This window comes from Brucella tritici (genome assembly GCF_008932285.1).
Lineage (GTDB): Bacteria > Pseudomonadota > Alphaproteobacteria > Rhizobiales > Rhizobiaceae > Brucella > Brucella tritici.
Map to the genome: position 1 here is coordinate 155,479 of NZ_WBVY01000003.1, position 24,851 is coordinate 180,329.

A 24,851-nucleotide genomic window follows, 5' to 3' on the forward strand; every position below is an offset into this window, starting at 1 on the left:
CTTCCGTATAAATACAAGGAGACAAAATGAATCCCGACATCAAGGAAGCCAATGGCGCGTGTCACTGCGGGACCGTGCGTTTTCGCGTCAAACTATCCAATGGTCTGCACACAGCACGGCGCTGCACCTGCTCCTATTGCCGGATGCGCGGGGCCGTCGCTGTGTCCGCAGAACTGGACGGGCTGGAAGTGCTTGAAGGTGAAGATGCGCTGACGCTCTATCAGTTCAATACCGGCGTCGCGAAACATTATTTCTGCTCGAAATGCGGGATTTACACCTTCCACCAGCGCCGTTCCAATCCACGCCAATTCGGCGTGAATGCGGCTTGTCTGGAGGGCGTATCACCATTCGATTTTGCAGTCATCGAGGTGAATGACGGCGTGAACCACCCGTCCGATAATCCGAACTACAAAGGTTCCGGCATTGCGGGCTATCTGCGTTTTGAACCAGTAGTTGATGGGGACTAAATCCGCGCGCGCCGCTTGTGCTCGTTCTTCTCCCATGAAAACAGAACTGGCGGCAGCGGATCCAAGCCACGAACAATATCCGCACCCTTTTCGCCGATCATGATGGTTGGCGCATTGGTGTTGCAGGATGGAACGCGCGGCATGATCGAGCTGTCGCAAACCCGCAGACCTTCCAGACCGCGCACTTTGAGCTCCAGATCGACAACGGCCATCGCGTCGGTCCCCATCTTGCAGGTGCCAACCGGATGATGATCGGTCTTGGCGTTGGCGCAGGCATAATCGAACAAATCATCGTCACTGACGACCTTCGGTCCCGGAAGACGCTCGGCCATGACATAGGGCTTCAACGCATCCTGTTGCATGATTTCACGCGCGATCTTCAAACCTTCAAGCGACATCTTGCGATCATGCGGATCGCTCCAGTAATTGGGGTCGATCAGCGGTGCCGCAGCCGGATCGCTGGACGCCAGCCGCACTGTTCCGCGCGAACGGGGATGCAGATAGGCGGAATTAAGCGTCACGCCCGCATTTTTTAGCTTCTCGACACCTGCCTCGATGCCTGAACCCAACCCCAGATGGAACTGGATATCCGGCGAGCGGGCATCCGGATCGGCATACCAGAAACCGCCTGTTTCAAAGAGGCTCGACGCCACCGGACCGGAACGCAGCAGAATATATTGCAAGCCCGCGCCCAGTGTCCGGTGCAGCTTTGCCACGCCATCATAGGTGTGATCGCCGGTGCATTCGGCGATGACAAACAGATCGAGATGATCCTGCATGTTCTCGCCCACACCCGGCAGGTCGTGTTTCACATTCACGCCTGCCTCTTTCAGATGATCGGCGGGGCCAATGCCCGATTGCAGCAGAAGCTTCGGCGAACCGATGGCGCCAGACGAGACAATCACCTCGCGGTTTGCGCGCAAAACCTCGCCGTTCATCAGTGTTACGCCGGTGACTAGGGTCTTTTCCAGATCGATACTGCGCACCGGCGCATTCATGCGCACGGTGAGGTTCTTGCGGTCCCTGATCGTCGCGAGATAGGCAAGGGATGCTGACGAGCGGCGGCGATTGCGCTGGGTGAGCTGATAAAAGCCGACACCTGCCTGCTCACGACCATTGAAATCCGGGTTATACGGAATGCCGAGTTCTTGACCCGCGCGGATATAGGCGTCGCAAATCGGCAATGGTGCAGACGGCATCGAAACGCCAAGCGGCCCGCCATAGGAATGAAAATCATCGTTGAAGCGCTGATTGTCTTCGGCGCGTTTGAAATAGGGCAGCACGTGGCGATAGTCCCAGCCGGTGCAACCGTCTTCGCCAGCCCAGAGATCATAATCGGCTGCATTGCCGCGCGTATAAATCTGCGCATTGATCGAGGAGCCGCCGCCGATGACTTTCGCCTGCGTATAGCGAAGCACACGGTTTTTGAGGTGCTTCTGGGGAACAGTTTCCCAACCCCAGCTCGCTACGCCCTTGGTCATCTTGGCAAAACCGGCAGGCATGTGAAACAGCGGATTCCAGTCGCTGCCGCCTGCCTCCAGCAAAAGCACTTTCACCGATCCATCTTCGCTCAGACGATTGGCGAGAACACAACCGGCAGGCCCACCACCCACGATGATATAATCGTAATCCATCACGCCGTTCCTAAAGCTTTGCAATCGACAGGCCGCCATCGGCATTGATTGCCGAGCCCGTCGCAAAAATGAAATCGCCACCGGCAAGTCCGGCCACAATGGCGCCGACATCGCCCGCCTCGCCCCAGCGCTTCATCGGTACCAGACCGGCTTCGATCAGCCCGTCATAACGCTCGGCAACTTTGGCTGTCATATCGGTGCGGATAATGCCGGGACGCACCTCGAACACGCCGATGCGCGCTTCGGCCAGACGCAGCGCCAGCCCCTGCACGAAGGCAGTCAGCCCGGCTTTGCTGATGCAGTAATCAAGCCGCTCCGGCGAAGTCATCACCGACGAAACCGAGCTGATTGTCACGATGCTGCGTGGAAAACGCACTTCGGTTGCAGCCAGCATGGCCTTCACCACGGCCTGCGTGAAAAACACCGTGCCGCGCAGGTTCACATCCATGATCGTGTCGAAGTTTTCGGGTTTCAGCCCAAGGAAATCTCCGCGCTCGACCGAACCCATGCCGGCATTGTTGACCAGGCAATCGATGCCGCCAAACTCGTTCAGCACTGCGGCGACCGTTGCCGCATGCATTCCAACGGCAGCCAGGTCGCTTTCAAAGAAAGCCATTCGTCCGCCAAGCTCGCGCAATTCATGGATGACCGCATCGTCACGTTCGCGGTCGGTAATCGCCAGATCGAACCCCTTGGCGGCCAGCGTGCGGGCAATGCCAAGCCCGATCCCTCGCCGCCCGCCGGTTACCACTGCCACAGGTCTTTGACGGTTCATGCCAGCACCTCCCGGTTAAGACTGTCCGCCACGCGCAACGCCTGCGCGGCGATGGTCAGCGCCGGATTGACCGCCGCCGATGTCGGCAAAAACGACGCATCGACCACATATAGATTGGGATGGTCATGAGCGCGGCAATATGGATCAAGCGGCGCGGTCGCCGGGTCGTTACCGATGCGCACCGTGCCGCATTGATGCGATGGCGTGCGCCGGTCGAAGGCGCGCGAAAGCACCACCGGGAAACCTGCCTGCCTGAGTGCGGATTTGAGCTTGTCGACCAGCATCAGATGCGCCTTCCAGTTGGAACGCACCCAATGCAGAATGATACGGTCGCCATCCACGCTCACACGGCTTTCCGAGGACGGCAGATCTTCGCTCATCGCATAAAAGTCGATTGTATGGCGCGCAACGCGGTTCAGCAGCCATTCCGGCACTTGGCGCATATTCGCTTTCAGGATCGCGCCCGACACCCGTCCCAGCAATTGCACATTGCCCAGCGGCGGCCCGCCAGCCCCGTCCGACAAATAGTAATCATTGAAACCAAAGGTCTTCTGGTAAACGCTGTCGTTGCGATAGCGCGGATCGAAGGCAATCACCGCACTGGCATTGTGGTTCATGAAATTGCGACCGACCTGATCGGAACGGTTTGCCAATCCTGAGCGTAACAACAGTGCTGCCGACTGCACAGCACCGGCTGACAGAATAACGAGTTTTGGACGCAGGACCTGCGCCTCGCCGTTCTTCACATAATGCACCGCCGTAATGGTTTTGCCATCCGGACCGGCTTCCAGTCGCATCACCCGCGCCGAGGTTTCCAGCCGGACATTCTGATATTCAAGCGCCGCCGCAAGCGGACAGGTTTCCGCATCCATCTTGCCGTCATTGCTGTTGGGATGCGCGTCCCATGGCGTCTTTGCCTTGGCCAGCCAACGGTCGATATCGACCCCAAGTGGCAGCGAGGCCGGATGCAGCCCTGCTGTCTTCAACCGTGCACGCACATCGGCAATCGGACGTTCATCACGGATTGCGGGATGGGAATAAGGCTTTGAATGATGCGGCTCTGTCGGATCGTCACCCAATTCACCGCGCACCTGAAAAAGCTGTTCGGCGCGGCTATACCACGGTTCCAGCTCGTCATAGGCAAAAGGCCATGCGGGCGATACGCCTTCCAGATGCGCAAGCTCCTCAAAATCTTCGCGCCGATAGCGCACCAGCACTGCGCCATAGAATTTGGAATTGCCGCCGACATTATAATAATTTCCGGGATTAAACGGCGTGCCATCGGTCTCATACCAGAACTCTTTCGGTCGAAAGAAACCCTGTTGGAAAATAGCGCGCGGGTCGCGGTTTTCCGGCCTGTCCGATAAATGCTCCCCGGCCTCAAGAATGACAATGTCGGCGCCTGACGCGGCAAGACCGGCGGCCATTGTCGCGCCGCCGATACCCGATCCGATGATGACGATATCCGGCTGTCCTCCCAAAGCCGTTACTCCTATTTCCCTTGCGGCATCCACCAGCCGGTGCGCGCACCGATATGCATGTTGAGCGTCTTGGTTTCGGTATAATCCTCCACCGCATGACGGCCAAGCTCCCGGCCCAGACCCGACTGGCGGTAACCGCCAAAAGGCAGTTCCGGCGTGCCGTCCATGAAGGTGTTCATCCAGACCGTACCGGCTCGCACCTTGCGGCCAATGTTCATGCAGGTGTCGAAATCGCGGCTCCACACGCCAGCCGACAAGCCATAATCAACCGCATTGGCAATGGAGATCGCCTCATCCACCGTATCAAAAGACAGCACCGACAGAACCGGCCCGAACACTTCTTCACGCGCCACGGCCATGTCGGCCTTCACGCCCGCAATAATGGTCGGTCCCATATATTGGCCAAGACCGAGATCCAGCACATCGCCGCCATGGGCAATTGCAGCACCCGCCTTTTTGGCCTGATCGACATAGGCGCCGACCTTTGTCAGATGCTGTGGCGTGATGATCGCGCCCACCTGCGTGCTGACATCGAGCGGATCACCAACGATCACTTTCTTCGACAGATCAGCAACGCGCCCAACAATCTCATCGACAATCGAGCGATGCACGATCAGTCGCGAACCGGCATTGCAGCACTCGCCCGCATTGAACCATGCGCCGAACACGGCCGCGTCGATAAAGGCATCCATATCCGCATCCGGGAACAGGATTTGCGGGTTCTTGCCGCCAAGCTCCAGCGATACTTTTTTCAGCGTTTGCGCCGCATTGGCCATGGTCAGCTTGCCCACACCTGTGGAACCGGTAAACGACACCATGTCCACATCCGGATGCGTGCTCATATGCTGGCCGACATCAGCGCCCGTTCCGGTGATGATGTTGACGACACCGTCAGGGACGCCTGCTTCGGCAAGAATTTCGCCGAGTAACAATGTCGATCCGGAAGTCAGCTCCGAAGGCTTTACGACTGCCGTGCAGCCCGCGGCCAAAGCAAATGGCAGCTTCTGGCCCACGATCAGGAACGGGAAATTCCACGGCGTAATGATGGAGACAACACCGATCGCCTCGCGCAGCACAACGCCCAAAGTCCCATCGCCCAGTGTGTTGTAGCTTTCGCCATGCAGGTCACGGGCAAGCGCTGCCGCATAGCGCCAGATATCGACGGAACCGGCAATCTCACCGCGCACCTGCGAAATTGGTTTGCCGGCTTCAATTGCGTCAAGATAGGCGAGTTCTTCCGCCCGCGCTTCAATCAGATCGGCAGCTTTCAGCAAAGCCAGCGAACGCTGCGATGCCGTTTTCGACGACCAGCGCCCGTCATCAAAAGCCTTGCGCGCGCTCGCTACGGCGCGTTCCACATCGGCCTTGTTGCCCGCCGGATAGCGGCTCACCGTCACTCCATGGCCGGGCGCCACACGTTCAATCGTTTGGCCACTTTCACTACCCACCCATTTTCCATCGATCAGCATGGAGAATTCGCGGACTTCCAGCCCGGTCAACGGCTGCGGTTTTACGACTACGCTCATCACCATTTTCCTTCAAAATTTGCTTCGCGCTTTTCGGTAAACGAGAGCACGCCTTCTTTCAGATCGCCGGTCTTGGCGACAAGGATGGACCCCAGCGCTTCGACTGCCGTGCCATTATCCTCGCCATTGGCGACGGAAAGCATCAGTTTGGAAATTTCCAGCGCAGCCGGTCCGCGCTTGGCCACCCGCGCCGCATAGTCCTGCGCGGCTTTCAAAGCCTCGCCTGTCTCGACAACGGCATCGACAATCCCATGCGACAGCGCTTCTTCTGCGGTAAACATTTCGCCGCCCAGCACCATGCGGCGCACGATCTGCGCACCGAAACGGCGCACAAGGCGCTGCGTGCCCGACCAGCCGGGGATCATGCCGAGCGAAGTTTCCGGCAGGCCGATCTTGGCCTGTCGTTCGACAATGCGGATATCGGCGGCACCTGCCAGTTCCAGACCACCACCCAAAGCATGTCCATTCATCGCTGCGATCAGCGGCACACGCAAAGTTGCCAAACGCTCGAACACACGATGACCATAGCGCACCCATGCATGACCGAACTCTGCCGGTTCCATGCCGCCCCATGCCTTGATGTCGCCGCCTGCGGAAAAGGCTTTGCCCTCACCGGTCAGGATCGCTACCCGCACGCTGCTGTCCGCTTCCACCTGGTCACAGGCGGCAGACAGTTCTTGCAACAGTTCAATATCAAACGCATTGAGCTTTTCGGGCCGCTTGATGGTCATGACGGCGATGTAGTTCTCAATCGAGATGTCTATCCGTTGAGCCATTTATGCCTCCAGCTTTCGCGCAGGCTTTTGCGGCAGTGTCAGACCAATCGGCTCGTCACGGAACAGTGCCTCATCCATGGGTTTAAGCCGATCCGAAACAATCAGCGGAAACTCGGCCTGATCGAGAATATGCTTCTGCAAATCGACACCCGGCGCAATCTCGGTGAGCACAATGCCCTCTGGCGTGAGCTTCAGAACCGCGCGTTCGGTGACATAGGTAATGTCCTGCCCCTGCTCGACACTGCGCGGGCCAGAGAAGGTGACATGCTCGACCTCATTGACGAGCTTCTTAAGCTTGCCTTCCTTCTCGATCACCAACCTGCCATCCGTGACCGACAATTTCGCCCCTGCGTTGAACATGCCGGAGAAGACGATCTTCTTGGCCCTTGCGGTAATATCGACAAAACCGCCAGCGCCAGCAGTCACATGCGGACGGAACGACAGTTTCGACACATTGACCGAGCCATCGCGTCCGATCTCAAGGAAGGACAGAAGCGAAGCGTCGAAGCCTGCGCCCTGAAAATAGGTGAACTGATAGGGCGACGGCATATAGGCGTCTGCATTGGACGCACAGCCAAAGGCAAAGTCGAGAAGCGGCACGCCGCCAACCGCACCCTGCTCAATCACCCATGTCACGGCACCGTGCAGGCCCTCTTCGAGCAAAATGCGCGGCACATTGGCGGAAATGCCGAAGCCAAGATTGACCGCACTTCCTGCTTGCAACTCCTGTGCGACACGCCGCGCAATCGCCTTTTGAATATTGAATTCGGCCAAGCGGAACGTATCGAGTGGACGAAAAATCTCGCCAGAAATTGCCGGATCATAAAGCGTCTGCGTTGTCTGTTTCTGGTCGGGATCAACGACGATATAGTCAACCAGAACGCCCGGCACGCGCACATCATGCGGTTTCAGCGTGCCTTCCTTGGCGATGCGCTTCACCTGCGCAATGACGATGCCGCCATTGTTGCGCGCAGCCAGCGCCTGATCCAGCCCACCGAGATAAGCACCCTCATGTTCATAGGTGAGATTGCCGCGTTCATCCGCAGTCGTTGCCCGGATGATCGTCACATGCGGCACGATATTGGGGAAATAGAGCCAGTCTTCGCCCTCAAAACTGACCTGCTTGACGACCGGTTCCTCGCGCGCCTTGTCGTTCATTGCCGATCCCTGACGTTTGGGATCAACGAAGGTATCAAGCCCCACCTTGGTCAGCACGCCGGGGCGCTTGGCAGCAGCCTCGCGATGCATATCGAACAGAATGCCCGACGGGATATTATAGGCCGGGATTTCGTTATTGGTAATCATCTGCCAGATCAGCGGCGGCTCGGCGCTTGATGGCCCTGACGGATAAGAACCGCCGATGATCTTCTTGAGAAGCCCCTTTTTGGCGATGTAATCGACCCCCTTGATGCCACTCATATCTCCCGCAGCGATGGGGTGTAGCGTGGTTATATTCTGGGGATGACCGGTTTCATCGAACCGCTCGCCAATGGCTTTCAGCATCATATCCGGACAGCCGAGGCCACTGGATGAAGAGACCGAAACGACAGCGTTGTCGGGAATAAGTGATGCTGCTTCCGCGAAGGAAATATATTTGCTCATAACTCTCAAAGTCCTGAATGAACAGCAGTTGCCTTGCCGGTCTTGGCGGCCTCAGCGACGGCAAGCCCGGTCGCCAGCGACCAGATGCCATCCTCCAGAGTTGCGGAAGGCTGGCCTTTACCTGCGATGGCATTATGGAAAGCCTGCAAGGCGGTTTCGTAGAGATTCGTCTGATCAAGCAGCAATTCATGTTCGCCGTCCTTGTCACGCAACAGCACCGAACCGACCGGCTTTTGCGTCATGACGTTGCGCGCAATGAGCGAGCCTTCGCTGCCATGCACCTCGAAGCCGGTTTCCGCATATTTGGTGGTGAAAGCATCGTGGAACTGGGCAATCGCGCCAGATGGAAAACGCAGAACGCCCATCACACCGTCTTCCAGACCTTCGCCGCTCAGGCCACCTTGCTGGCTGAAAGCGACCGCCTCAACCGGATCCTCACCAAGCACAAAACGCAGCGTGTCGGCATCGTGCACGGTAATATCGAGGATCACACCGCCGCCTGCATCGGGGCGTTCAATACGCCAGCCTTGCAAATGCGGCGGCAGATAAACCGCATGAAAAACCCGCGCGCCAAGCACCTTGCCGATCTTGCCGCCGGCAATTGCATCGCGCATGACACGGTGGCTTGCAGCATTGCGCAAGTGATGGTTGGTGCCTGCCACGACGCCCGCTTCACGCACGGCTTTCAGCATCTGATGCGCGTCGCCAATCGTCAGCGCCAATGGCTTTTCACAGAGGATATGCTTGCCCGCCTTGGCGGCTGCAATCGCCTGATCGCGGTGCAGTTCATTTGTAGTGGAGATATAGACGGCGTCGATTTCCGGATCGGACAACAGCGCATCAAGACTTGTCACAGAGCGGACAATCCCGTTCTCACGGGCATAGGTTTCGCCGCGCTCAGCATTGGTGCTGTAAACGGAAACGACTTCGCCGCCGGTGGCGCGAATGGCACCGATCATCCATTCTTTTGCAATGGTGCTTGCGCCTATAAGGCCCCACTTTGCCATTCGAGTTTCTCCTCCTGTTTTCTGAACGGCGCACCACAACTTGCACGCACCGCAAGACGCACCGACAAGCGCTGCGCCTCCGCCTCCACCCGTTCCGAATTGATCTGCTTCAGCAAAAGCTGCGCCGCACGTTCTCCCAAACCTTGCGGATCAACAGCCACAGTCGTCAGTGCCGGAACAGCGGTCTTGGCTTCGATCACATCGTCAAAACCGACCACGCCGAAGTCCCGGCCCGGATCAAGATTTGCAGCGCGCAAACCATCGCAGACGCCGAAAGCCACAGCATCATTGAAGCACACCGCTGCCGTCGGCTTCATGCCATGCCGAAGCATTTGCTCAACCGCTTCCACACCACCAGCGCGCGATGGCGGAGCGGCAAAAACCAGCGCATCATCAAACAGGATGCCTGCCTGCTCAAGTCCCGCACGATAGCCCGCAACTCTTTCAGCAAAGACAGCGGTATCAGCATAGCCGCCCATGAAAGCGATTACGCTGTGCCCCAGAGACACCAGATGCTCGACCGCCTTTGCCACGCCGCCGCGATTGTCTGAAACAATGGACGACACACCCGACCCCGGAACATCGCGCACCATCTGCACAACCGGCAGGCCGCTTTTCGCCAATGGTTTCAGGTCACTAGCCTCAGTGCCGCGTGCAGGCGAAACAATCAGCCCGGCAATGCCATGTTCACGCATGGAGGCAATCACTTCGCGCTGGCGATCAATGCTTTCCGCCGTGTTGGCGAGAAACTGCACATAGCCCGCCGACTGCATGACGCGATCAACACCCACCGCAAGCTCGGCAAAGAAACTATTGGTCAGATCATTGACCACAAGGCCGATGATTTTCGACTTCGCCTGACGGAGATTGGCAGCCGAACGGTTATAGACATAACCGAGTTTCTCGATTGCCTCCTGCACCTTGACGCGGGTCTCGGCATGAACCAGCGGACTGTCACGCAGCACCAGCGAGACAGTCGATTTCGACACGCCAGCCTCGCGCGCAATGTCGATAACGGTGACGCTGTTCTTGCTCATGACCTGCTCCGGTTTCGATTGTTGATTTAATTGGAACGTTCCAATACTGTCAAGACCCAACTGAAAAGCCGTAGAATGCCTTGAGTTTGCCACAATTCAAGCCCGTTTTCGGTGCATCTTTTCTTCAAAACTCGTATTTCTTGCTAAAACTACCTCAAATCACACTTTTGCCACAATCTTTGACCGGATTCCCATTTGGAACGTTCTAAATTAAAAATCGTATATTCAAGCGGAGGAGCGATACGGGCATGAGCAACCATCAAGTGACATTGCCGGATGGCAACGGAAGCCTGAGTTCCTATACGCTGATCGGGACGCCCACCTCGCGTCCGGCAAACCCACCGCAGTTCAATCGCATCGCCTATGCGGCAGCGCATGTGGTTTCCGATCCGCTGAAAGATGCCCGCCCATGGAACGACCCGGCCATAGACTGGGAAGCGACAATGGCTTTCCGGCATCATCTGTGGAACCTCGGCTTCAAGATCGCCGAAGCGATGGATACGTCACAGCGCGGCATGGGACTGAACTGGGCCGGTGCGCAGGAACTGATCCGCCGTTCACTGTCAGAAAGCAGGACCGTAGCAGGCGCTGATCTGGCCTCTGGCGCCGGTACAGATCATCTCGATCCGGCAGAGGCAAAAAGCCTGGATGACGTTATCAAGGCTTATGAGACACAGGCCGGGTTCATCGAGAAACATGGCGGACGCTTCATCCTGATGGCAAGCCGCGCACTGGCGCGCATTGCAAGATCGCCGGACGATTATGCCAAGGTTTATGGCCGGATTCTCGGCCAGGCCCGCGAAAAGGTCGTGCTGCACTGGCTGGGCGATATGTTCGATCCGCAGCTTAAAGGCTATTGGGGTTCGGAAAATTTCGACAATGCGCTTGATACGGTGATCGGCATCATTGAAGCCAATCGCGACAAGGTGGAAGGCATCAAGATTTCGCTACTGGAAGAGCGCTACGAGATCGCACTGCGCGACCGCCTGCCGGAAGGCGTGCTCTGTTTCACGGGCGATGATTTCAACTATGCGCCGCTGATCGAAGGCGACGGAAACAAGCATAGCCATGCCCTGCTCGGCATTTTCGATGCGGTCGCACCGCAGGCGTCCAGCGCGCTTGCGGCACTGGCAGCAGGCGATAATGCCCGCTTCCGCGCGATCATCGAGCCGACCGTGCCGCTATCGCGAAAAATCTTTGAAGCACCGACGCAATATTACAAGGCGGGCGTTGTGTTTCTGGCCTGGCTGAACGGTCACCAGAACCATTTCACCATGCCCGCCGGAATGCAATCGGCGCGCGGTATTTTGCATTACGCCGACATTTTCCGCCTTGCCGATCGGGCCAATGTGCTCGACCGGCCGGACCTCGCCATAAGCCGCATGAGAAAGCTTCTGGCTATCCATGGCATATCCTGAAGACAGGCGGTGGTCAGTTTCTGCGCATGCCTTTATGAATAATCATCGCCAGCCAAGAGCCGGTGCAACGTGCCTGAGGATCGACTCGATCACATGCGCATTGTACTCCACCCCGAGCTGGTTTGGCACGGTGAGAAGCAGCGTATCGGCTTCGGCAATCGCCTCATCCCTGGCCAGCTCCTCGATGAGCCTGTCAGGTTCGGCAGCATAAGACCGCCCGAAGACGGCCCGCAGATCTTCCTCGATATAGCCGATGGAATCTTGCTCCTTGCCACCATTGCCGAAATAGGCCCGGTCGCGATCATCGACCAGCGCGAAGATGCTGCGGCTCACCGAAACACGCGGTGTGCGCGTATGTCCGGCTTCCTTCCAGGCTTCACGATAGGCACGGATCTGCTTGGCCTGCTGGATATGCAACGGCTCGCCTGACTCGTCCTTCTTCAGGGTCGAGCTTTGCAAATTCATGCCGAGCTTTGCCGCCCAGATGGCTGTCGCATCCGAAGCCGCGCCCCACCAGATACGATCCCGAAGACCTTCCGAATGCGGCTCGATGCGCAGCAGACCGGGAGGGTTCGGAAACATCGGACGCGGATTTGGCTGGGCAAAGCCTTGCCCCTTCAGCGCTTCAAAGAACACCTCGCCATGCTGGCGCCCCATATCGGCATCGGTCTTGCCCTCTTCCGGCGCATAACCAAAATAACGCCAGCCATCGATCACCTGTTCCGGCGAGCCGCGGCTGATACCAAGTTGCAGGCGCCCCTTGGAAATCAAATCCGCAGCGCTGGCGTCCTCGACCATATAGAACGGATTTTCATACCGCATGTCGATGACGGCGGTGCCGATCTCGATCTTGCTCGTCTTGGCGCCAATGGCTGCGAGCAGCGGAAACGGCGAGGCAAGCTGGCGTGCAAAATGGTGCACGCGAAAATAGGCGCCATCCGCGCCCAGCTCCTCGGCGGCAACAGCAAGGTCTATCGATTGCAGAAGCGCGTCGCTGGCGGAACGGGTTCCCGATTGCGGCGATGGCGACCAATGGCCAAAGGAAAGAAAGCCGATTTTCTTCATGATGAGGTTCCCTAATTGCGGGCAAAAGACAAATATTATCGCCAAATATGGCAGTGCGCAGCCGAATTGAAAGGGCGCTGAACACTGTGTTCAGCGTTTGCGTTCCAGTCGCTTTTTGTTGCAGGCATATCGTGCTCAAACCGAAAAGGTTGCCCGATAGGTTTGCCGACACTTTGCCCCGCACGTTGACAGTCTATCCGGACCCGATTAAGCCTCAAATCTGGCGGATAAACCTTCAATCTGAGGTTATTGGAGAAAAGGTGTTTGCCGACAAGCAACGCACCAAAACAGGGGAGATTTTCATGCGTTCTATGCTTCTGGCCTTGCTGGCCGCAACGGCCATTGCCACCTCGGCACAGGCAAAAGACGTCACCGTCGCCGTAACCGCCATTGTTGAACATCCGGCCCTCGACGCCGCACGCGACGGCGTGAAGGATGCACTGGCCGAAGCCGGCTACAAGGAAGGCGAAAACCTCAAATTCGTCTATCAGTCCGCACAGGGCAACCCGGCAACCGCCGCACAGATCGCCCGCCAGTTCGTCGGCGAAGCTCCAGATGTGATCGTTCCGATCTCCACGCCGTCGGCACAGGCTGTCGTTTCGGCCACCCGCGATATTCCGGTCGTCTTCACCGCCGTTTCCGATCCGGTCGGCGCACAGCTCGTCAAGGACATGACGAAGCCCGGCGGCAACGTGACCGGCCTTTCCGATATGTCGCCAGTGGTAGAGCATATCAAGCTCATCAAGGAAGTGATGCCGAACATCAAGAAGCTCGGCTATCTCTACAATTCCGGCGAAACCAATTCCGTGTCGCTTCTGGCCGCACTGAAGGAAGCCGCTTCCGCCGAAGGCATCGAAATCGTTGAATCGGCAGCCACCAAGTCGGCTGAAGTTCAGGGGGCAGCGCGCGCGCTCGTCGGCCGTGCGGATGCCATGTATGTTCCGACCGACAACACCATCGTTTCGGCTCTGGAAAGCGCCGTCGGCGTTGCTGAGGAAAGCAAGCTGCCGCTCTTCACCGCTGATACGGACTCCGTCAAGCGTGGTGCACTGGCTGCACTCGGCTTCAACTATTACGATGTCGGCAAGCAGACCGGCGCCGTCGTGGTGAAGATTCTCAAGGGCGAAAAGCCGGGCGATATTCCGGTCGACATTGCCAAGGGCACCGATCTCGTCATCAATCTCGGCGCTGCCAAGAAGATGGGCGTCGAATTCCCGCAGGCTGTTATCGACCGCGCGACCAGCAAGATCGACTAAAACTTTCGACATGAATGAAAAAGGCGGGGTCGGACCCCGCCTTTTTCTCTAGAGCGCGTTTCGATCTGATTGGATCAGACCGGCGCTCTAAGCTATTATATTTCAAGCATAGTCTTATCGATCCTCGTTTCACTCCGGTCGGATTATGCTTTAATCGAAACAGGGCGGGATGAACTCCCGCCCTTTTCTTTGAATTTCAAATTCCCAGAGTTGATGAAATGCCTGCTATTCGCATCCTTCCCGCTGACGACAACACCAATGGCTGGAGCAAGATATTGCCGGTTCGCGCGCCAAACGCGGCGCTCCAGGGCGATATCAAGGCCGACTGGATCGTGCTCGGTGCGGGCTATGCGGGCGTCGCAGCCGCACGACGTCTGGCCGAGAACCGTCCCAGCGACCGGATTGTACTGATCGATGCGCAGGAAGTCGGAAAAGGGACTTCGGGCCGGGCTGCAGGTTTTGCCATTGATCTGCCGCACAATGTCAGCTCTTCGATGGAGGAACTGGCCAAGTCACACAGCTACCGCGCATTGGCGCGTGCCGCCATCGATCATCTGAAACAGCAGATCGACCAGCATGGTATCGACTGCGACTGGCGGCAGGATGGAAAGTTTCACGCTGCGGTTTCCGATCAGGGTGTGCGCGAAGTTCTTGAACCCACCGTCAAGGAGCTGGAACGCCTCAAGGAGCCCTTCGACTGGCTTGAAGGTGATACTCTGGCCAAACGGCTCGGGACAAGCCATTTCAAGGCAGCCATCTTCACCTATGGCACTTCGCTTCTGAACCCGGCAGCCCTGGTGCGCGGCCTCGCCGACAGCCTGCCGGATAACGTCACGCTTTATGAAAACTCCGCTGTCACCAAAATCGATTACGGCGAGCGCATCCACATCACGACGGCAAAGGGCAGTATTGAGGCTCCTGCCATGATCCTGACGGTCAATGGATTTGGCGAGCAATTCGGCTTTTTCAGACGAAAGCTCCTGAACTTTGCTGCCCATGCCAGCCTGAGCCGTCGGCTTACCGACGAGGAATACAGGGCCATCGGCGAAATCGCCCCATGGGGCCTGACACCCGCCAACTCCTTTTCCGGCATCACCATGCGCCTGACCTCTGACCGGCGCATCCTGGTGCGGCAGAACGTGCATTTCTGCCCCTCGCTCCGCCAGTCGGATACGCGCCGTGAAACGGTCAAGCGCGAGCACAAGCGGCTGTTCGATGAACGTTTCCCGATGCTGCCCGATGTGGATATGGAGCACACCTGGACGGGTTTCATTTGCCTGTCGCGCAATGGCGCTCCGGGGTTCGGACAGATTGCGAAGAATGTTTTCACGTCACTCTGCCAGAACGGTGTCGGCATCACAAAAGGAACCATTGGCGGCATACTTGCCGCCGACATGGCCTGCGATATCGACAATCCGCTGATCGACGATATGCTGAAGCTCGGTAGCCCGACAGAACTGCCTCCACGGCCTTTTCTCGACATTGGCGTGCGTGCGCGATTTGCCTGGGAGTTGTGGCGTGCACGCGGTGAAGTGTGACCGAAATCAACTTAGCCAAATGTTGTAGAAGGCCCACAGAATGGTGCTTTTTGGCGCATTTATAGCGATAATGCTTGCGTGCAGCCGCTTTTTGCGTTGTATCCCGAAAACGATATGACAAGAACAACCGTAATCAGTACGGCAAATATAATTTGGAGTGATTTTTGCGACCGGCTGGAGCAAATTCACTTCGGGCATAAAACCGGGGAAATGTTTCAGGTGACAGGCTCACCGGAAGCGAACTCAGAACAAAACCGGTCGTGACTGAAGCTGGCCGCGTGGAATGACCGGGATTTCCGGTTTCCACAACGCCGATGATCGATGCCGCGCTGAAGCGGCGATCTTTCATTTTGGTCGCGGCGAGAAACAAGGAATGACATTGTGAGTCAGATCGCCTTCTGGGGTGCGGTCGAATTGGGCCTCGTCTTCGCATTTGTAGCCATCGGCGTCTATCTGGCGTTCCGCGTCCTCGATTTCCCCGATCTGACGGTTGACGGTTCGTTCCCGCTGGGCGCTGCCGTAACCGGCGTGCTGATCCTTGCAGGCATGAATGCCTGGCTGGCTGCTGCCATCGCCATGGTTGCCGGTGCGGCCGCCGGGCTTGTGACCGCGACGCTGAATGTGCGTTTCAAGATCCTCAATCTTCTCGCATCCATCCTGACCATGATCGCGCTGTTCTCCGTCAATCTGCGCGTGATGGGGCGCCCCAATATCGCGCTCATCAATCAGGACACCATGCTGACGCCGTTCTTCGGTCACGGCATTCCCGAATATTATGTACGTCCGCTGTTCCTCTTCGTTCTGGTCGCCATCGCGGTGTTTGTCGTCTGGCGCTTTCTGGAAAGCGATATGGGTCTTGCCATGCGCGCGACCGGCGCCAATCCGAGAATGGCGCGTGCGCAGGGCGTTCGCACCGACCGGCAGATCTATCTCGGCATGGCGCTTTCAAACGCGCTGGTGGCTCTCGGCGGCTCGCTCTTCGCACAGACAAACGGCTTTGCCGATGTGACTTCCGGCGTGGGCACCATCGTGGTTGGCCTTGCAGCGGTTATCATCGGTGAAACCCTGCTGCGCAGCCGCTTCATTCTGGTGATCCTGATTGGCTGTGTGCTTGGCTCTATCATCTATCGTATCGCCATCCAGCTAGCGCTTTCGAACGGCGACATTATTGGCCTGCAGGCGTCCGATCTCAACATCGCGACCGCCCTTCTCGTCACCTTCGCCCTGATATTGCCGCGCCTGCGTCGCGGAGGAGCATCCGCATGATCGAACTTTCCAATCTCGATGTTGTGTTCGGTCGTGGCACTCCGCTCGAAAAGCAGGTCCTGAACAAGATCAACCTGACCATGGACAAGGGTTCCTTCGTCACGGTGATCGGGTCGAACGGTGCTGGCAAATCGACAATGCTGGGCGTTCTTGCAGGCGATGTGATCCCGACCGCTGGCAAGGTCGTCATCAGCGGCAAGGATGTGACGCGCAAGCCGACCGCCGAGCGGGCTGGTCTCGTCGCCCGCGTGTTTCAGGACCCCCTGGCAGGCAGTTGCGGTACGCTGTCGATTGAGGAAAACCTTGCGCTCGCCGCTTCACGCGGCAAGACGCGCGGGCTCACCCACGCGCTCAACGCCAACCGCCGTGCGTGGTTTCGCGAGCGCGTTGCAAGCCTCAATCTGGGGCTGGAAAACCGCATGCAGGACCGCATGGAGCTTCTCTCCGGTGGTCAGCGTCAGGCCCTGTCGCTTATCATGGCAACGCTTTCCGGCTCGGAAGTCCTGCTGCTCGACGAACATACCGCAGCGCTTGACCCCGGCATGGCTGAGTTCGTGATGGAACTGACACGGACGCTGATTGCCGAGAACAAGCTGACCGCCCTGATGGTCACCCATTCCATGCGGCAGGCGCTCGATTATGGCGACCGCACGATCATGCTGCATGGCGGCAAAATCCTGCTCGACGTGACCGGCGACAAGCGCAAGACGCTGGGTGTCGAAGACCTTATCGAAATGTTCCGCAAGGTACGCGGCCAGACGCTCGACGACGACGCGCTGCTGATCGAATAGGTTTTGCAAACAGCTTTGTTTCACAGCCGTCGTTCAGTTTGAGCGGCGGCTGTTTTGTTTGAAGGCGAATTGCGTTAGTGAAATTCTATGGCGCAGAAGAAAGCACACGAAGTCGATAGTTTTCTGGCAAGACCGACGAGCTCGTTCCCGGTCGTGCTTCTCTATGGCCCCGACAAGGGACTGGTGAGCGAACGTGCGCGCCATTTTGCCGAAGCAAGCAAGTTGCCGCTGGATGACCCCTTTGCCGTCATTCGCATGGAAGCGGACGAGATCGAGGCCGACCCGGCGAAACTTGCCGACGAAGCCCGCACGATCTCCATGTTCGGTGGCCAGCGCCTGATCTGGATCAAGAATGCCGCTGGCCAGAAGAAGCTGGCCGAAGCGGTCAAGCTGCTCGCAACCGAGCCGCCGCATGAAACATTCGTGCTGGTCGAAGCTGGCGATCTGAAGAAGGGAGCTGCCTTGCGCAGCGCCGTCGAGAACGCTTCTGCCGGTATGGCCCTGCCCTGTTACTCGGATGATAGCCGTGGCATCGATAGCGTCATCGATGACGTTCTGGCCGAATGGAAGATGCAGATCACGCTCGACGGTCGCCAGCTTCTGCGCGCAAGTCTCGGTGGTGATCGCCTCGCCACACGCGGGGAGCTGGAGAAGCTCTGCCTCTATGCGCGCGGCAAGGAGCGGATCGATATCGATGATGTGCGCGAGGCGGTCGGTGATGTTGCCGGTCTTTCCACCGACGAGGTGATCGATGCGGTTCTGGCTGGTGATCTTCCGCGTTTCGAAGTCTCCTTCGACCGCGTCGTGAAATCCGGCACCGCACCGTTTCTGCTGCTCAATACGGCGATGCGTCAGTTCCAGCAGGTTCAAACTTTGCGTCACATCGCCGACACGGAGCGTAAAAGTGCATCCGTTGTCGTGGCAGCGGCACGGCCACCGATTTTCTTCAATCGTAAGAAGCTCATTGAAAATGCCGTCGGCCGATGGACCGGCGAAAGCCTCGCACGCGTCATGGAGCGCTTGCAGCGCGCTGTCCTCGAAAGCCGCCAGAATGCGGCCCTGAGCGTCCCCATCATTCGCCAATGCCTGCTGGCAATCAGTGTCGAGTCACTGCGGAACGCGCGGCGATAACAAGGCATTTCCAGCAAAGTGCGAAACGGTTTTGCGTGAGGCGAATGCGAAAAACAAAATAGATCTATTTCCATATGAGATACAGGAAATGATCTATCAGTCACTTCAAGTAACAGCTTGCTCGAAATGAAAAACTCGCCGCAATAGGATGCGGCGAGTTTTTATAAGTTGCGTATTGTTTCGAAGATCAGCTTTGGAGACGACGGCAAATCTCATCGAGTTGCTCGAGAGAACTATATCGTATCTTGACCTCACCGCCACGATCACGGTGATTGATTTCAACTTTCATGCCAGTAACATCGGAAAGCAGCTTTTCGAGCGCTTTGGTGTCAGCATCTTTCTCGACAGGTGCCGCCTTACCGGGCTTGGCTTCGACACCGCCACGGGCCTCTGCCTGCGCGAGCGCTTCCACCTGTCGTACCGACAAACCGTCCTTGACGATCCGTTCCGCGAGCGCAGTCGGGTTTTCCATCGTGATGAGGCTTCGTGCATGACCTGCCGAAAGCGCACCGTCGACGATGAAATCCTGCACGGGTTGCGGCAGTTTCAACAGGCGCAGCGTATTGGCAACATGGCTGCGGCTTTTGCCGATGACCTGTGCCAGATCATTCTGCGTATAGTCGTGATTATCGATAAGCTGTTGATATCCCAACGCTTCTTCAACCGCATTGAGGTCGGCGCGCTGCACGTTTTCGATGATTGCGATCTCAAGCGCGACGCGATCATCCACGTCACGAACAATAACCGGGATCGTGTCGACGCCAGCCCGCTGCGAAGCACGCCAGCGACGTTCACCGGCAATCAGTTCAAAGTGGTCCGGTTGTCCCGGAGCCGGACGCACGACGATCGGCTGCACGACACCGTGTTCCTTGATCGACTGCGCCAGATCTTCCAACTCGCCTTCCGAGAACATGCGACGCGGATTGCGCGGATTGCGCGTCACGAATTCAATCGGAACGTTCCGCTCGATCGGAACAGGTGCCTTACGCTCCTCAACAGGGCGGTCGATTTCACCGATCAGCGCCGCTAATCCGCGGCCAAGGCGCTTTTTTGAAGGATCGTCATTCATCGTTCGGCTTATTCCTGAATTGTTTCGTCGTCGAATCGATTGGTTAGGCGGCCTGTAATTGCCGCTCGCGCTGGATAACTTCCGATGCAAGCTGCAAATAGGCCTGGCTACCGGCGCATTTCAGATCGTAGAGAATTGCCGGTTTTCCATGAGATGGTGCTTCAGATACGCGCACATTACGCGGAATGACGGTACGATAGACTTTCTCGCCCATGAAAGCGCGAACATCATCCACCACTTGCGCAGCGAGATTGTTTCGGCTGTCGAACATGGTCAGCACGATGCCCTGGATCGATAACTCGGGATTGATCGATGACCGCACCTGATCAACTGTCTGCAAAAGCTGGCTCAAGCCTTCCAGAGCAAAGAACTCGCACTGCAATGGCACCAGAACCGAATCGGCTGCGGCCATTGCGTTCAACGTCAGAAGATTAAGCGATGGCGGGCAATCGACAAGCACATAGGAAAAGCGCTCGGACACACCGGAATCAAAACGCAGAGCATCACGCAGGCGGCGCGTACGATCGGCGGACTGCGCTATTTCCATTTCAATACCAAGAAGATCCAATGTCGATGGCACGATATGGAGATTTGGAACGTCAGTCGGCATGGCAGCGTCGGGAACCGACGATTCCTGTGTGAGCACATCATAGGAGGACAGTGGCCGATTGCGACGATCAATACCCAAACCAGTACTGGCATTGCCCTGCGGATCGAGATCGACAATCAATACCGTCTCACCGATTGCGGCCAATGCAGTAGCCAGATTGATGGCGGTGGTCGTTTTGCCCACGCCGCCCTTCTGGTTTGCAATGGTTATGATCCTGGACATTTTGTTCATCACCGTCGCCTTGCTGCTGCCCGCCCCCTCGAAATTTTCAACCATCAGGCAGCTTTACGCCGAAGATTGGTGATTTCGAGTATGACCGAAGCCTGATCGATAGCACTTTGATGTTGTACCAGATCGAAGCTCCAACCAACATGGCTTTCATCGATCTCGCGCTGGTAATCCCGACCTTTTTGGAAGAGAGCCTTGGCACCTTTGGTCAGCCACGGCTCCGTCAGATCGAAAAGATCGTTCAGCGACGCCAATGCGCGCGCCGTAACTACTTGAGGTGTTTCAATTTTCTGCCACATCGATTCAATGCGGGCCGAATGAACGCGCGCCGGTACATGCAAATGTCCGGCTGCGGTGCGCAAGAATGCCGCCTTTTTTCCCGCACTTTCAATAAGATCAACGACACCATCGGACTGGTCGGCCAGAAAACAGGCCGTCACAATGCCCGGAAATCCACCGCCCGAGCCAATATCCAGCCAGTGCTTGGCGTCGCTTGCCAGAGGAAAAAGCTGGGCGCTGTCCAGAATATGGCGGGTCCACAACGCGTTCAAGGTTGAGGGCGAGGCAAGATTGATCGCCTTGGACCATTTACGAAACAGCTCTTCAAAGGCAACCAAGCGGTCCGCTGTTTCACGTGAAACAGAGGGCACGATTGCCTTCAGACTTTCAAAACGGGTATCGGCGCTCATGCGGCGCCCTGCCCTTCGGACAGTTCCGACGCAACCCGATGCCGATATCCGAACTTCTTGATCTGCGCGATGAGGAGCGCCAGAGCTGCTGGTGTCATCCCGTCAACGCGCTGCGCTTCGGCTATCGTTTCCGGCTTACGCTGCTTGAGCTTGTGCTTCAACTCATTGGAAAGACCGGATATTCCGTCAATATCCAAACCAGCTGGAATGAGCAGTTGCTCCTCACGCTCCATCACCGCGATATCGCTCTTCTGCCGGTCCATATAGACGGCATATTGAGCCTCGATCTCCAGAGCTTCCCGCGTTGCCGGAGCGATAGTTTGAAGCTCAGGCCATATCGGCTTCAACCGATCCAGATCGATTTCCGGATAGGAAAGAAGATCATAGGCTGAACGGCGCACACCATCCTGATTGAGACGCAGATCATAGCGACCGGCCAGATTGGGCGTGATCGTCAGTGACTGCGCCAGTGACCGCGCCTCATTCAAGGCAGCCTCACGTGCTTCAAAGCGTTCCTTGCGTGCCTGCCCCAATATGCCAAGCTTGTCTGCCAAAGGCGTCAGGCGTTGATCGGCATTATCTGCGCGAAGCGACAGACGGAATTCCGCACGCGAGGTAAACATGCGATAGGGTTCACTGACCCCGCGTGACGTCAGATCATCGACCATAACACCTATATAGGCTTCCGTACGCTGGATAATGACAGGCTCGCCGCCAGAAGCTCGGCGCGCCGCATTGATACCAGCAAGCAAGCCCTGCGCACCGGCCTCTTCATAACCGGTCGTGCCATTGATCTGTCCGGCCAGAAAAAGACCGGTAACTTTCCGGGTTTCAAGGCTGCGCTTCAACTCGCGCGGATCAATGAAATCATACTCGATCGCATATCCGGGCTGCAGCATGACCGCCTTTTCAAGCCCCGGTATAGTCTTCAATATGTCGAGCTGTACTTCTTCGGGAAGCGATGTCGAAATGCCGTTTGGGTAAACGGTATCGTCATCCAACCCCTCCGGTTCCAGGAATATCTGGTGGCCGTCGCGATCGCCGAACTTGACGATCTTGTCTTCAACTGACGGACAATATCGCGGACCTATGCCTTCAATAGAGCCCGAATACATGGCAGAGCGATGCAGATCGGCTCGAATGACAGCGTGGGTTTCTGGCGTCGTACGCGTAATACCACAATCAATCTGCGGCGTGGTGATGCGATCCGTCATAAGAGAGAATGGCACAGGCTCTTCATCGGCAGACTGCATGTCGAGGCTCTGCCAATCGATCGTGCGTCCGTCCAGCCGCGGTGGCGTGCCCGTCTTGAGACGACCAAGCGCAAAGCCAAACGACGTCAATCGTTCGGAAAGACCAAGCGCCGGCTTTTCACCCATGCGCCCAGCCGGAATCTTCTTTTCCCCAATATGGATCAGACCATTCAGGAACGTGCCGGTCGTCAGAACGACGGCGCCGCATGTCAAGGTCCGCCCGTCGGACAGAACAACCCCAGTGATGCACCCGTCTTCTTCCCGAAGATCGTGTGCGCCGCCTTCGACAACAAACAGGTTATCCTGGGCCGCAATCATTTTCTGCATAGCAAGCCGATAAAGCTTGCGGTCGGCCTGGGTTCGAGGGCCGCGAACAGCTGGCCCTTTTCGACGGTTGAGCAGACGAAACTGAATACCCGCTTCATCGGCGACACGTCCCATCAAGCCATCAAGTGCATCGATCTCGCGCACAAGATGCCCTTTTCCCAGTCCACCAATGGCCGGGTTGCAAGACATAATGCCAATAGTATCAAAGCGATGTGTTACAAGCGCGGTCTTGGCACCTGCGCGCGCAGCTGCAGAAGCAGCCTCGCATCCCGCGTGGCCGCCGCCGATCACAATGACATCAAAGACTGTGGCTTCGGTCGAACTCATTGGGTTCATCCTGACGCAACTCGAATCCGTTTCTGAAAGATGTCTCTTTGCCACGAATGGGCTTGAAACGGAAGATCAAATTGGCGGGTCGCGCGATCAAATCTCGGCGAAGGAGCGACTCATGAATGAAAGAGGGAGTCAATCACCCCAGTCAGTCACCTCGGCGAGATTCCACAGATGTTTCACGTGAAACAATTTTCAAGGCAAATCATCACGTGTTTCACGTGAATCATTTTCCAATACAGAACTGCGAGAAAATAACGTCCAGAATCTCTTCGACATCAACATCGCCGGTAATACGTCCAAGATACTGAGACGCGAGGCGCATGTTCTCAGCGCGAAGTTCAAGCGGAAGATTTGTCCCGTTTATGGCCCTGTCGATTTCAGCAACAGTAGATCGCAGAAGGTTGATATGCCTCTGTCGTGTGGGTACAGCATCCTCAATCTGGCCGATCTGCGCTTCAGCAAAGCTCTGGAGTGCATCCAATAATCCATCCAGTCCCTCACCGGTTTTTGTCGAAATGCGATAAGACCAGTTACCGGAGGAAGGCTCCCCCTTCAGATCAGCCTTCGTCCCGATTCTCCATAAAATTGCTGATGTTTCATCGGGCGTGACCTCTATGGGATCACTCATATCCTCCAGCAAAAAAACCAGATCAGCATCTGCCATACGCGCGCGGGCGCGTTCAATTCCGATTTTCTCGACCGAACTATCGGTCTCCCGCAAACCTGCTGTATCCGTCGCGTAAACCGGGATGCCCCCCAGATCGAGTTTGACTTCCAAGAGATCGCGAGTCGTTCCCGCTTCTTCCGATATGATCGCCACTTCGCGCCCGGCCAGAAAGTTCAACAGGCTGGATTTACCGGCATTCGGTGCGCCAATAATCACAACATGCAGCCCGTCGCGCAACATGGAAGCGCGCTTACCGCTTGCTACATGGTTCTCGATTTCTCTCTTCAGCAGTGCCAGCGATTGCCAGACCTGCTCTGATACGGAACCCGGAACATCGCTTTCATCGGCGAAGTCCAGCTCGGCCTCGATGAAAGCGCGCGCGCGCAACAAACGCTGACGCCATTCCGTATAGAGTTCGCGCTGCGTGCCCGACGCGACCTGTAAAGCAAGCCGCCTCTGTCCCTCGGTTTCAGCAGCGATCAAATCTGCGAGACCTTCGGCAATGGTCAGATCCATCTTGCCATTGGAAAAAGCGCGTCGCGTAAACTCTCCGGCTTCCGCTATACGACAACCGGGAAGTTCTCCCATTTCAGACAGGAGCTTCTCGACAACGGCTTTACCGCCATGCAAATGAAATTCAGCGCAATCCTCGCCGGTGAAGCTGTTCGGCCCAGGAAAAAACAGGACAAGTCCGCGATCGATTGAATCACCATTTCGGTCACGGAACAGCTTATAGGCTGCATATCGCGGTGCCGGTATCGACCCAATTATCGTTTCGAGTACGAATCGAACCTTTGGGCCAGAAATGCGTACCACGGCAACGCCGGACGGTAGGCGGCCGCTCGACAAAGCAAAAATCGTATCTTGAAAGGAAGCGATCTCGCTCATTTCATTTCCTGACCTAT

General features: G+C 57.0%; 21 protein-coding genes. 7 read left to right on the forward strand and 14 right to left on the reverse strand.

The genetic code is table 11. The features are described 5' to 3' along the window. Nucleotides 1–26: 26 nt before the first annotated feature. The gene (locus F9K94_RS10615) at nt 27–467 is read left to right on the forward strand and encodes a GFA family protein (RefSeq protein WP_151645545.1); all 441 of its coding nucleotides are present in this window, start codon (nt 27–29) and stop codon (nt 465–467) included. On the opposite strand, the gene F9K94_RS10620 is transcribed toward F9K94_RS10615, so the two are convergent. Genes F9K94_RS10620 through F9K94_RS10655 form a run of 8 tightly spaced genes read right to left on the reverse strand, consistent with a single transcriptional unit; the run spans nt 464 to nt 10,305 of the window. After that, entirely contained in the window at nt 464–2,101 is a 1,638-nt protein-coding gene (locus F9K94_RS10620; protein WP_151645547.1) for a GMC family oxidoreductase, read from the reverse strand. The genes F9K94_RS10615 and F9K94_RS10620 overlap by 4 nt on opposite strands. Nucleotides 2,102–2,111: 10 nt before the next feature. Beyond that, nucleotides 2,112–2,876: a 3-ketoacyl-ACP reductase gene (locus tag F9K94_RS10625; RefSeq protein ID WP_151645549.1), complete on the reverse strand. Its 765-nt coding sequence runs from the start codon at nt 2,874–2,876 to the stop codon at nt 2,112–2,114. Further along, nucleotides 2,873–4,357 (reverse strand): GMC oxidoreductase, encoded by a 1,485-nt coding sequence (locus F9K94_RS10630; RefSeq protein WP_151645551.1) that lies wholly within the window; start codon nt 4,355–4,357, stop codon nt 2,873–2,875. The genes F9K94_RS10625 and F9K94_RS10630 overlap by 4 nt, the downstream gene beginning before the upstream one ends. An 11-nt stretch (nt 4,358–4,368) precedes the next feature. Further along, nucleotides 4,369–5,889, reverse strand: coding sequence for an aldehyde dehydrogenase family protein (locus F9K94_RS10635; protein ID WP_151645553.1), 1,521 nt, complete (start codon nt 5,887–5,889; stop codon nt 4,369–4,371). Then, on the reverse strand, nt 5,883–6,659 hold the full coding sequence (locus F9K94_RS10640; protein ID WP_151645555.1) for an enoyl-CoA hydratase/isomerase family protein: 777 nt from the start codon (nt 6,657–6,659) through the stop codon (nt 5,883–5,885). The genes F9K94_RS10635 and F9K94_RS10640 overlap by 7 nt, the downstream gene beginning before the upstream one ends. After that, entirely contained in the window at nt 6,660–8,261 is a 1,602-nt protein-coding gene (locus F9K94_RS10645; RefSeq protein WP_151645557.1) for an acyl CoA:acetate/3-ketoacid CoA transferase, read from the reverse strand. A gap of 5 nt (nt 8,262–8,266) precedes the next feature. Further along, complete coding sequence (locus tag F9K94_RS10650) at nt 8,267–9,268, reverse strand: Gfo/Idh/MocA family protein (RefSeq protein ID WP_151645559.1); 1,002 nt, start codon at nt 9,266–9,268, stop codon at nt 8,267–8,269. After that, nucleotides 9,247–10,305, reverse strand: a complete 1,059-nt coding sequence (locus tag F9K94_RS10655) for a LacI family DNA-binding transcriptional regulator (RefSeq protein WP_151645561.1) — start codon at nt 10,303–10,305, stop codon at nt 9,247–9,249. The genes F9K94_RS10650 and F9K94_RS10655 overlap by 22 nt, the downstream gene beginning before the upstream one ends. A gap of 248 nt (nt 10,306–10,553) precedes the next feature. On the opposite strand from F9K94_RS10655, the gene F9K94_RS10660 reads away from it, so the two are divergent. Continuing rightward, entirely contained in the window at nt 10,554–11,723 is a 1,170-nt protein-coding gene (locus tag F9K94_RS10660; RefSeq protein WP_151645563.1) for a dihydrodipicolinate synthase family protein, read from the forward strand. A 42-nt stretch (nt 11,724–11,765) separates the two neighbouring features. On the opposite strand, the gene F9K94_RS10665 is transcribed toward F9K94_RS10660, so the two are convergent. Continuing rightward, nucleotides 11,766–12,788, reverse strand: a complete 1,023-nt coding sequence (locus F9K94_RS10665; protein WP_151645565.1) for an LLM class flavin-dependent oxidoreductase — start codon at nt 12,786–12,788, stop codon at nt 11,766–11,768. 302 nt (nt 12,789–13,090) lie between these two features. On the opposite strand from F9K94_RS10665, the gene F9K94_RS10670 reads away from it, so the two are divergent. From F9K94_RS10670 to holA, 5 genes are all read left to right on the forward strand, one after another. Further along, the gene (locus tag F9K94_RS10670; RefSeq protein ID WP_061345201.1) at nt 13,091–14,044 is read left to right on the forward strand and encodes an ABC transporter substrate-binding protein; all 954 of its coding nucleotides are present in this window, start codon (nt 13,091–13,093) and stop codon (nt 14,042–14,044) included. A 218-nt stretch (nt 14,045–14,262) separates the two neighbouring features. Beyond that, the gene (locus F9K94_RS10675) at nt 14,263–15,582 is read left to right on the forward strand and encodes an NAD(P)/FAD-dependent oxidoreductase (protein ID WP_151645567.1); all 1,320 of its coding nucleotides are present in this window, start codon (nt 14,263–14,265) and stop codon (nt 15,580–15,582) included. A 381-nt stretch (nt 15,583–15,963) separates the two neighbouring features. Continuing rightward, nucleotides 15,964–16,848 (forward strand): ABC transporter permease, encoded by an 885-nt coding sequence (locus F9K94_RS10680; RefSeq protein WP_151645569.1) that lies wholly within the window; start codon nt 15,964–15,966, stop codon nt 16,846–16,848. After that, the gene (locus F9K94_RS10685; RefSeq protein WP_061344583.1) at nt 16,845–17,639 is read left to right on the forward strand and encodes an ABC transporter ATP-binding protein; all 795 of its coding nucleotides are present in this window, start codon (nt 16,845–16,847) and stop codon (nt 17,637–17,639) included. Before F9K94_RS10680 ends, F9K94_RS10685 begins: the two co-directional genes overlap by 4 nt. An 87-nt stretch (nt 17,640–17,726) precedes the next feature. Beyond that, complete coding sequence (gene holA / locus F9K94_RS10690) at nt 17,727–18,770, forward strand: DNA polymerase III subunit delta (RefSeq protein WP_151645571.1); 1,044 nt, start codon at nt 17,727–17,729, stop codon at nt 18,768–18,770. A 187-nt stretch (nt 18,771–18,957) separates the two neighbouring features. On the opposite strand, the gene F9K94_RS10695 is transcribed toward holA, so the two are convergent. The 5 genes from F9K94_RS10695 to mnmE form a co-directional block, all read right to left on the reverse strand. Beyond that, nucleotides 18,958–19,839 (reverse strand): ParB/RepB/Spo0J family partition protein, encoded by an 882-nt coding sequence (locus tag F9K94_RS10695; protein ID WP_061344585.1) that lies wholly within the window; start codon nt 19,837–19,839, stop codon nt 18,958–18,960. A gap of 43 nt (nt 19,840–19,882) precedes the next feature. Beyond that, nucleotides 19,883–20,680, reverse strand: a complete 798-nt coding sequence (locus F9K94_RS10700) for a ParA family protein (protein WP_151645573.1) — start codon at nt 20,678–20,680, stop codon at nt 19,883–19,885. Between the two features lie 44 nt (nt 20,681–20,724). After that, entirely contained in the window at nt 20,725–21,366 is a 642-nt protein-coding gene (rsmG, locus tag F9K94_RS10705; RefSeq protein WP_061344586.1) for a 16S rRNA (guanine(527)-N(7))-methyltransferase RsmG, read from the reverse strand. Next, a complete protein-coding gene (gene mnmG / locus F9K94_RS10710) occupies nt 21,363–23,273 on the reverse strand; it encodes a tRNA uridine-5-carboxymethylaminomethyl(34) synthesis enzyme MnmG (protein ID WP_151645575.1) in 1,911 nt (636 codons plus the stop codon). The genes rsmG and mnmG overlap by 4 nt, the downstream gene beginning before the upstream one ends. 229 nt (nt 23,274–23,502) lie before the next feature. Further along, entirely contained in the window at nt 23,503–24,834 is a 1,332-nt protein-coding gene (gene mnmE, locus F9K94_RS10715) for a tRNA uridine-5-carboxymethylaminomethyl(34) synthesis GTPase MnmE (protein ID WP_151645577.1), read from the reverse strand. Between the last annotated feature and the right edge of the window lie 17 nt (nt 24,835–24,851).

Bases quoted from the DNA above. Each gene is read 5' to 3' on its own strand.
- F9K94_RS10685 (WP_061344583.1), top strand. From the start codon at position 16,845: ATGATCGAACTTTCCAATCTCGATGTTGTGTTCGGTCGTGGCACTCCG.
- F9K94_RS10635 (WP_151645553.1), bottom strand. From the start codon at position 5,889: ATGGTGATGAGCGTAGTCGTAAAACCGCAGCCGTTGACCGGGCTGGAA.
- F9K94_RS10650 (WP_151645559.1), bottom strand. From the start codon at position 9,268: ATGGCAAAGTGGGGCCTTATAGGCGCAAGCACCATTGCAAAAGAATGG.
- rsmG (WP_061344586.1), bottom strand. From the start codon at position 21,366: ATGAGCGCCGATACCCGTTTTGAAAGTCTGAAGGCAATCGTGCCCTCT.
- F9K94_RS10695 (WP_061344585.1), bottom strand. From the start codon at position 19,839: ATGAATGACGATCCTTCAAAAAAGCGCCTTGGCCGCGGATTAGCGGCG.
- F9K94_RS10645 (WP_151645557.1), bottom strand. From the start codon at position 8,261: ATGAGCAAATATATTTCCTTCGCGGAAGCAGCATCACTTATTCCCGAC.
- F9K94_RS10615 (WP_151645545.1), top strand. From the start codon at position 27: ATGAATCCCGACATCAAGGAAGCCAATGGCGCGTGTCACTGCGGGACC.
- mnmE (WP_151645577.1), bottom strand. From the start codon at position 24,834: ATGAGCGAGATCGCTTCCTTTCAAGATACGATTTTTGCTTTGTCGAGC.
- F9K94_RS10655 (WP_151645561.1), bottom strand. From the start codon at position 10,305: ATGAGCAAGAACAGCGTCACCGTTATCGACATTGCGCGCGAGGCTGGC.
- F9K94_RS10660 (WP_151645563.1), top strand. From the start codon at position 10,554: ATGAGCAACCATCAAGTGACATTGCCGGATGGCAACGGAAGCCTGAGT.
- F9K94_RS10620 (WP_151645547.1), bottom strand. From the start codon at position 2,101: ATGGATTACGATTATATCATCGTGGGTGGTGGGCCTGCCGGTTGTGTT.
- holA (WP_151645571.1), top strand. From the start codon at position 17,727: ATGGCGCAGAAGAAAGCACACGAAGTCGATAGTTTTCTGGCAAGACCG.
- F9K94_RS10670 (WP_061345201.1), top strand. From the start codon at position 13,091: ATGCGTTCTATGCTTCTGGCCTTGCTGGCCGCAACGGCCATTGCCACC.
- F9K94_RS10640 (WP_151645555.1), bottom strand. From the start codon at position 6,659: ATGGCTCAACGGATAGACATCTCGATTGAGAACTACATCGCCGTCATG.
- mnmG (WP_151645575.1), bottom strand. From the start codon at position 23,273: ATGAGTTCGACCGAAGCCACAGTCTTTGATGTCATTGTGATCGGCGGC.
- F9K94_RS10665 (WP_151645565.1), bottom strand. From the start codon at position 12,788: ATGAAGAAAATCGGCTTTCTTTCCTTTGGCCATTGGTCGCCATCGCCG.
- F9K94_RS10675 (WP_151645567.1), top strand. From the start codon at position 14,263: ATGCCTGCTATTCGCATCCTTCCCGCTGACGACAACACCAATGGCTGG.
- F9K94_RS10625 (WP_151645549.1), bottom strand. From the start codon at position 2,876: ATGAACCGTCAAAGACCTGTGGCAGTGGTAACCGGCGGGCGGCGAGGG.
- F9K94_RS10700 (WP_151645573.1), bottom strand. From the start codon at position 20,680: ATGAACAAAATGTCCAGGATCATAACCATTGCAAACCAGAAGGGCGGC.